Below are 6,529 nucleotides of genomic sequence, written 5' to 3'. Positions count from 1 at the left end.
TTTATAAAAAAATAAATATTCTTTAATTTTTTGTTTAAAAAATTAGAAATAAAAAAAATAAGAGTGAAAAAGAAATAAAAAATAAAATTAACTTAAAATAAATAAAAAAATATATTTTAAACTAAGGAAATTAGCTAAATTATAAGATTTTTTTTTTTTTTAAAAAAAAAAATCTTATAATTTAGCTAATTTCCTTAGTTTAAAATATTCAATATTTACTTGTTTTTTTAATGCTGATGCTCCCATTTCTGATAATTCTTGTATTGAATAACGTTTTACTAACATATTTAAAAGATAAGAACGCGCTTTTTTTTCTTTTAATTTAAGAATTTTAATAGCATACATTTTTTTCTTTTTAGCTATATGTTTAAATTGACGAGACTGAAAAGCATAATAAATATGTTGTTCTTTTGCGCGTCGTTTAGATTCTATTAAAGTAATTTTTTCACATCCTTTTTCTAAAAGATTTTGATTAATCCAACGTAATTGTTGTATTTGTATTTTTTTAAATTTTTCTTTTGAAATATTACATAATAAAAAAAAAAGAGGAGTTAAAAAAATCATTTTTGGAATATACATACCTAAAATTTTATCCCATACTTTTTCACATTTCACAAAACCCATAGGTTCCATAAATTGTGTAATAAGACGTGATGCTCGCGTAATAGATTTATTGCCTGCTTTAGAAATCGTAGATAAACCACATTGATCAGATAATTTTTCTACTGATGCCATTACTAAAGTTGAAGCAATATTAAAATAATATAACATAGCTTGTACCATTGCTCTTAAAGCACGTGCTCGATGTTCATTTAAACGTCTAAAACGAACAATTTTTTTTCCAGTTTTCAAATTCTTTGGTTGTCGAGTATAATTAATTTCATTACGCGCAACATCAGTATTAGATGCGCATTTCATTGCATATTGAATAAAAGAAGGTCTTTTTTTTGAATTTAATACAGGAACAAAATTTGGATATGGATTATATACATATTGTTTTCTAGACACTAATAACCTATTCTTAGGCGGCTAAAAAGATAAAAAAAAAAAATGATTAGTAAAACATAAATTTTAAAAGATTAAAAATCTTTAAAAAAATATAAATTTTAAAAAAATAAATTTATACTTAAAAACCAAATTTGTATCGGTCCGCCCTAGAAGTGGCAAATCTGATATTTTTTAATATGTTTGAAATAAATTCTATTCTAATCATTAAATAAAATTATGAAATATATTTTTAAAATAAAATAAAATAATTTAAAATATAAAAATTTATATTATTATTTTAATAAAAAAATTATATCATAAAATTTTAAAAAATCATACTGTTAATTATTCTAGAAAAAATATTATTTACATAATTTTTCTAATTTTTTATCTACTTGTTGAGATTTCCAAATGTCATTAAATACATTAATTAAAGCTTGAGCAGAAGCTTCTATTATATCTGTTGCTAATCCTATTCCATGAAAATTACGACATTTATATTTTACAACAATATCTACTTTTCCTAATGCATCTTTTCCTTCTCCATTAGCTTCTAAATGAAATTTTTTTAATACAATAGGATATAAAGCAGCTTTATTTAAAGCTTGATATATTGCATCTACAGGACCATTGTAAGTTGTAGATTTTTGAATATTTATTTTTTTTCCACATAATAAAATAATTGAAGCGGTTGCTAAACCTGATAATTTAGATTCAACATGAAAATATTCTAATTTAAAAAATTCTGTTTTTACTTGTTGTTGATTAATAAATGCTAAAGCCTCTAAATCATAATCAAAAATTTGTCCTTTTTTATCAGCTAATTTTAAAAAATCAATATACAATATATCTAAATTATAGTCAGTCTCTAAATATCCTAATTCTTTCATTCGATGTTTTATTGCAGCTCGACCAGAACGTGATGTTAAATTTAAAGGGCAACTTTTTAAACCTATACTATTAGGATCTAAAATCTCATAATTTTCTCGATTTTTTAAAACACCATCTTGATGAATCCCAGAAGAATGAGAAAATGCATTTTTTCCTACAATAGATTTATTCAATGCTATTGGAGTATTACATAAATGACTAACGATTTTACTCGTGCGTGATATTTCTTGATATTTAATATTTGTATAAACATTTAAAGTTTTTTCATGAATTTTTAAAGCCATAATAATTTCTTCTAATGCTGTATTTCCAGCTCTTTCTCCTAATCCATTAATAGTCCCTTCGATTTGACGTGCACCAGCTTCAATGGCGCTAATTGAATTTCCAGTAGCCATACCTAAATCGTTATGACAATGAACTGAAATAATAGCTTTATGAATATTAGGAACTTTTAAAAATAAAGTTTGAATAATGTTTTTAAATTGTGTAGGAATAGTGTAACCCACAGTATCTGGAATATTAATCGTTTTAGCTCCAGCGTGAATAGCTTTCTCTACAATATAACACAAATCATCTAAAGAAGTTCTTCCTGCATCTTCACAAGAAAATTCTACATCATTTGTATAACGTTTCGCCCACTTAATAGACATTAACATCATATCTACAATTTCTGAAAAATTTTTTTTTAATTTAGATTGTATATGTAATGTAGAAGTTCCTAAAAATAAATGAATACGTGGAGAAATTGCATTTTTCATTGCTTTTGCGGCAATCTCAATATCTTCTTTTAAACAACGCGCTAAACTACAAATTTTACTATTTTTAATTTTTTGAGAAATCATTTGAACTGCTTTATAATCACCAGGAGAAGAAATAGGAAATCCTACTTCTATAATATCAATTCCCATTCGCTCTAATGACTGTGCAATTTGTATTTTTTTATTAATGCTTAAACTCGCTTGTAAAGATTGCTCACCATCTCGTAAAGTAGTGTCAAAAATAATAACTTTTTGATTCATAAAAACCTTATAATTAATATATTATGTATTTTTTATTTTTTTAAAAAAATAAAAAAATTTTAAATAATTTATTTTTTTTTTAAAGTATTTTATCATATCACGATTTTTTTTTTTTGTATTATTTTTCTAAAAAAATATTAACATAATTATAAAATATAAAAAATAAAATATTGATATTTTAAAAAAATACTGTATAATTTTTATTGTAATTTATTTAAATTTAAATATTTTTATAACCCTCAGAATTATATCAGGCCCGCCCAAGCATTGGTAATTCTGAGGGTTTTTTTTTTATAAAAAAAATATATTCATATTTTTAATTTAAAAATTTAAAAAGATATGTTTTTGTTTAAAATTTCAAAATTTTTAATTTCTTTTTCATATTTTAATGTATTATCAATCATATCTAATCCATACATAATAGATTTTTTTTGTGTGATATCTATAGAAAATTTTATTATGCAATTATTTAAAAAAATTTTTTGTTGTATTAAATCTATAGTACATACCATTGAAGGATCTAAATTTATAATATGAAACAAATTATTAATTTCAATTTCGGAAAGTTTAATTAAAAGTAATCCATTATTCAGACTATTATTAAAAAATATATCCGAAAAACTTATTGCAATAATAACTTTAAAACCATATTCTAGTAATGCCCACACTGCATGTTCACGAGATGATCCACATCCAAAATTTTTTCGAGTCATTAAAATACTTGCATTTTTATATTTTTTTTGGTTTAATATAAAATTTTTATTTTTTATTTTTCCTAATTTATCTAAAAATCTCCAATTATGAAATAAATGTTTTCCAAATCCTATTTTTGTAATTTTTTGTAAAAATTGTTTTGGAATAATGATATCTGTATCAATATTAGATGCGTCAAATGGTGCTATAATTCCTATATGTTTTATCATTTTTTTCATTATTTTATTTATTTTTCCAAATATAAAAAATTTTATATATTACTTAAAACATTAATATTAAAAAGTAATACATTTACCATATAATGCAATTTGTGCAGCTAACCAAGGACTCATTAAATGTGTACGTCCTTTAAAACCTTGTCTCCCTTCAAAATTCCGATTACTAGTAGAAGCGCAACGTTGATAAGGTTTTAAATAATCATCATTCATTCCTAAACACATCGAACAACCTGGATGTCTCCATTGAAAACCAGATTTTTTAAAAATTTTATCTAACCCTTCTTTTTCTGCTTGTTTTTTTACATTTTTAGATCCAGGAACAATAATAGCTTCTAATGAAGAAGAAATTTTTTTATTTTTTACTACTGAAGCAACAACACGTAAATCTTCTATTCTAGAATTAGTACAAGAACCAATAAAAACTTTATCAAAAGGAAGATTAATTAAACTTTGACCCTCTTTTAATCCCATATATTCTAAAGTTTTTTTTACATTTTCTTTTTCGGACTGAGTTTTTAAAGTATGTAAAGAAGGAATTTTTTCTGAAATAGAAATAACTTGTGAAGGGTTTGTTCCCCATGTAATTTGTGGTAATAAATTAGAAATATCAAAAAATATTTTTTGATCAAAGAAACAACTAGAGTCTGATTTTAAAGTATTCCATTTTTTAACATAAAAAGACCATTCATAATTTTTTGGAACAAAATTTTTATTTTTTAAATATGCATAAGTAATATGATCTGGTTGAATTATTCCAGATTTAGCTCCCATTTCTACTGCCATATTACAAACAGTCATACGACTTTCCATACTCATATTTTGAATAACAGAACCATTAAATTCTACTACATGTCCAACACCTTTTTCTGTTCCTATAGAGCGTATTAGACCTAAAATAATGTCTTTAGAAAAAATATTATTTTTCTGGTTACCAAAAATATGAATTAACATATTTTTCATACGTTTTTGATATAATGTTTGCGTAGCTAAAACATGTTCAACTTCAGATGTCCCAATTCCAAATGCAAGAGATCCAAAAGCACCATGTGTAGATGTATGAGAGTCACCACATACAATAGTCATACCTGGTAGTGTTAAACCCTGTTCAGGACCCATAACATGCACAATTCCTTGATTAGGATGTTTTAAATTAAAACAAGTAATATCAAATTCTTTACAATTTTTTAATAAAGTCTTAAGTTGTATTTTTGCATCTTTTTTAATTTTTTTAATATTTTGATGTATAGTAGGGACATTATGATCCATAGTAGCAAAAGTTTTTTTAGATTGCCGTATAATTCGATTTTTAACTCTTAACCGTTCAAAAGCTTGCGGAGAAGTAACTTCATGAATTAAATGTAAATCTATATAAATTAATGGTGTTTCTTTTAAATCCTCATATATCACATGTTGATCAAAAATTTTTTGATATAAAGTTTTTTTTTTCATTATAATATCTTCATTAAATTTTCCGAAATTTTTGTACCCATCATATCTGTAGAAATAAAATTTATTTTATCTGATATATCATAAGTATGATGCCCTTGTTTTAAAACAGTAATAACTGCATGTTCAATCGCTTCTGAAATATCTAAAAAACCTAAAGAATATTTAAATAACATTGCTAATGATAAAATTTGAGCGATTGGATTTGCTAAATTTTTACCTTTTAAATCTGGAGCAGAACCTCCAGCGGGTTCATATAATCCAAAATTTTTTTGATTCAAAGATGCTGATGGTAACATACCTAATGATCCAATTAAACTAGCACTTTCATCAGTTAAAATATCTCCAAATAAATTTGGACATAAAATAACATCAAATTGAGAAGGATTTTGTATTAATTGCATCGCTGCATTATCAACATATAAATGTTCTATTTGAACCTCAGGAAATGTATAAGATATTTTTGTAACTACCTCTCTCCACAATTTTGAACTTTCTAAAACATTTGATTTATCAATAGATACTAATTTTTTTTTTCTTTTTCGAGCTTGTTGAAAAGCAAATTGTGCTATTCGAGTAATTTCATATGTATTATAAATAGCAGTATCAAATGCACAAATATTATTTGGATCTAGTTCATTACGTCCTTTTGGAACACCAAAATAAATTCCTCCAGTTAACTCACGTATAAATAAAATATCAAAACCTTTTTTTATAATATTTGTTTTTAAAGGTGAAAAATGTAATAATTTTTTATGTAATTTTACCGGTCTTAAATTAATAAATAAATTAAAAAATTTTCTCAAAGAGAGAAGAGAAGAAATTTCTGGTTTTTTTTCAAGTTTTAAATGATTCCATTTTGGACCTCCAACCGAACCAAATAAAATTGCATCTGAATTTTGACAACCTATTAAAGTATGTTCAGGTAATGCGATGTTATATTTATCAATTGCGATACCACCAACATCATATTCTTTTGTTTGTAAATTAATATATTTTTTTTTTTTTATTACAGAAATAATTTTATATGCTTCTTTTATTATTTCAGGACCTATACCATCACCAGGCAAAACTGCAATTTTGTATTTTTTTTTTATTTTCATTTATAGCCTTTCTAAAAGATTATAATAAATTTTATATTATAAAAAATTTTTTTTATTTTTTATTTTTTATTTTTTTTTGTTTTTTATTTTATATGTTATTTTGCATCTATAATATAAGAAGCATGTATTTTAAAAAAGTATATGCATCTAT

General features: G+C 23.7%; 5 protein-coding genes. All 5 read right to left on the bottom strand.

The features are described from left to right. Window positions 1-174 precede the first annotated feature (174 nt). The 5 genes from repA to leuB all read right to left on the bottom strand — a co-directional run bounded on the left by repA (window position 175) and on the right by leuB (window position 6,372). A complete protein-coding gene (gene repA, locus BTSPAZIEG_RS02105) occupies window positions 175-1,008 on the bottom strand; it encodes a plasmid replication initiator RepA (protein WP_075473008.1) in 834 nt (277 codons plus the stop codon). Window positions 1,009-1,349: 341 nt separating this feature from the next. After that, the gene (gene leuA, locus BTSPAZIEG_RS02100; protein WP_075473006.1) at window positions 1,350-2,897 is read right to left on the bottom strand and encodes a 2-isopropylmalate synthase; all 1,548 of its coding nucleotides are present in this window, start codon (window positions 2,895-2,897) and stop codon (window positions 1,350-1,352) included. 329 nt (window positions 2,898-3,226) lie between these two features. Beyond that, on the bottom strand, window positions 3,227-3,832 hold the full coding sequence (gene leuD / locus BTSPAZIEG_RS02095; protein ID WP_075473004.1) for a 3-isopropylmalate dehydratase small subunit: 606 nt from the start codon (window positions 3,830-3,832) through the stop codon (window positions 3,227-3,229). Window positions 3,833-3,886: 54 nt separating this feature from the next. Continuing rightward, the gene (gene leuC, locus BTSPAZIEG_RS02090; protein WP_075473002.1) at window positions 3,887-5,278 is read right to left on the bottom strand and encodes a 3-isopropylmalate dehydratase large subunit; all 1,392 of its coding nucleotides are present in this window, start codon (window positions 5,276-5,278) and stop codon (window positions 3,887-3,889) included. After that, window positions 5,278-6,372 (bottom strand): 3-isopropylmalate dehydrogenase, encoded by a 1,095-nt coding sequence (gene leuB / locus BTSPAZIEG_RS02085; protein ID WP_075473010.1) that lies wholly within the window; start codon window positions 6,370-6,372, stop codon window positions 5,278-5,280. The genes leuC and leuB overlap by 1 nt, the downstream gene beginning before the upstream one ends. Window positions 6,373-6,529: the final 157 nt, after the last annotated feature.

This window comes from Buchnera aphidicola (Tuberolachnus salignus), from assembly GCF_900016785.1.
GTDB lineage: Bacteria > Pseudomonadota > Gammaproteobacteria > Enterobacterales > Enterobacteriaceae > Buchnera_F > Buchnera_F aphidicola_M.
Note: the sequence above shows the minus strand (reverse complement) of the source record. Positions and strands in the feature narration are given on the sequence as shown.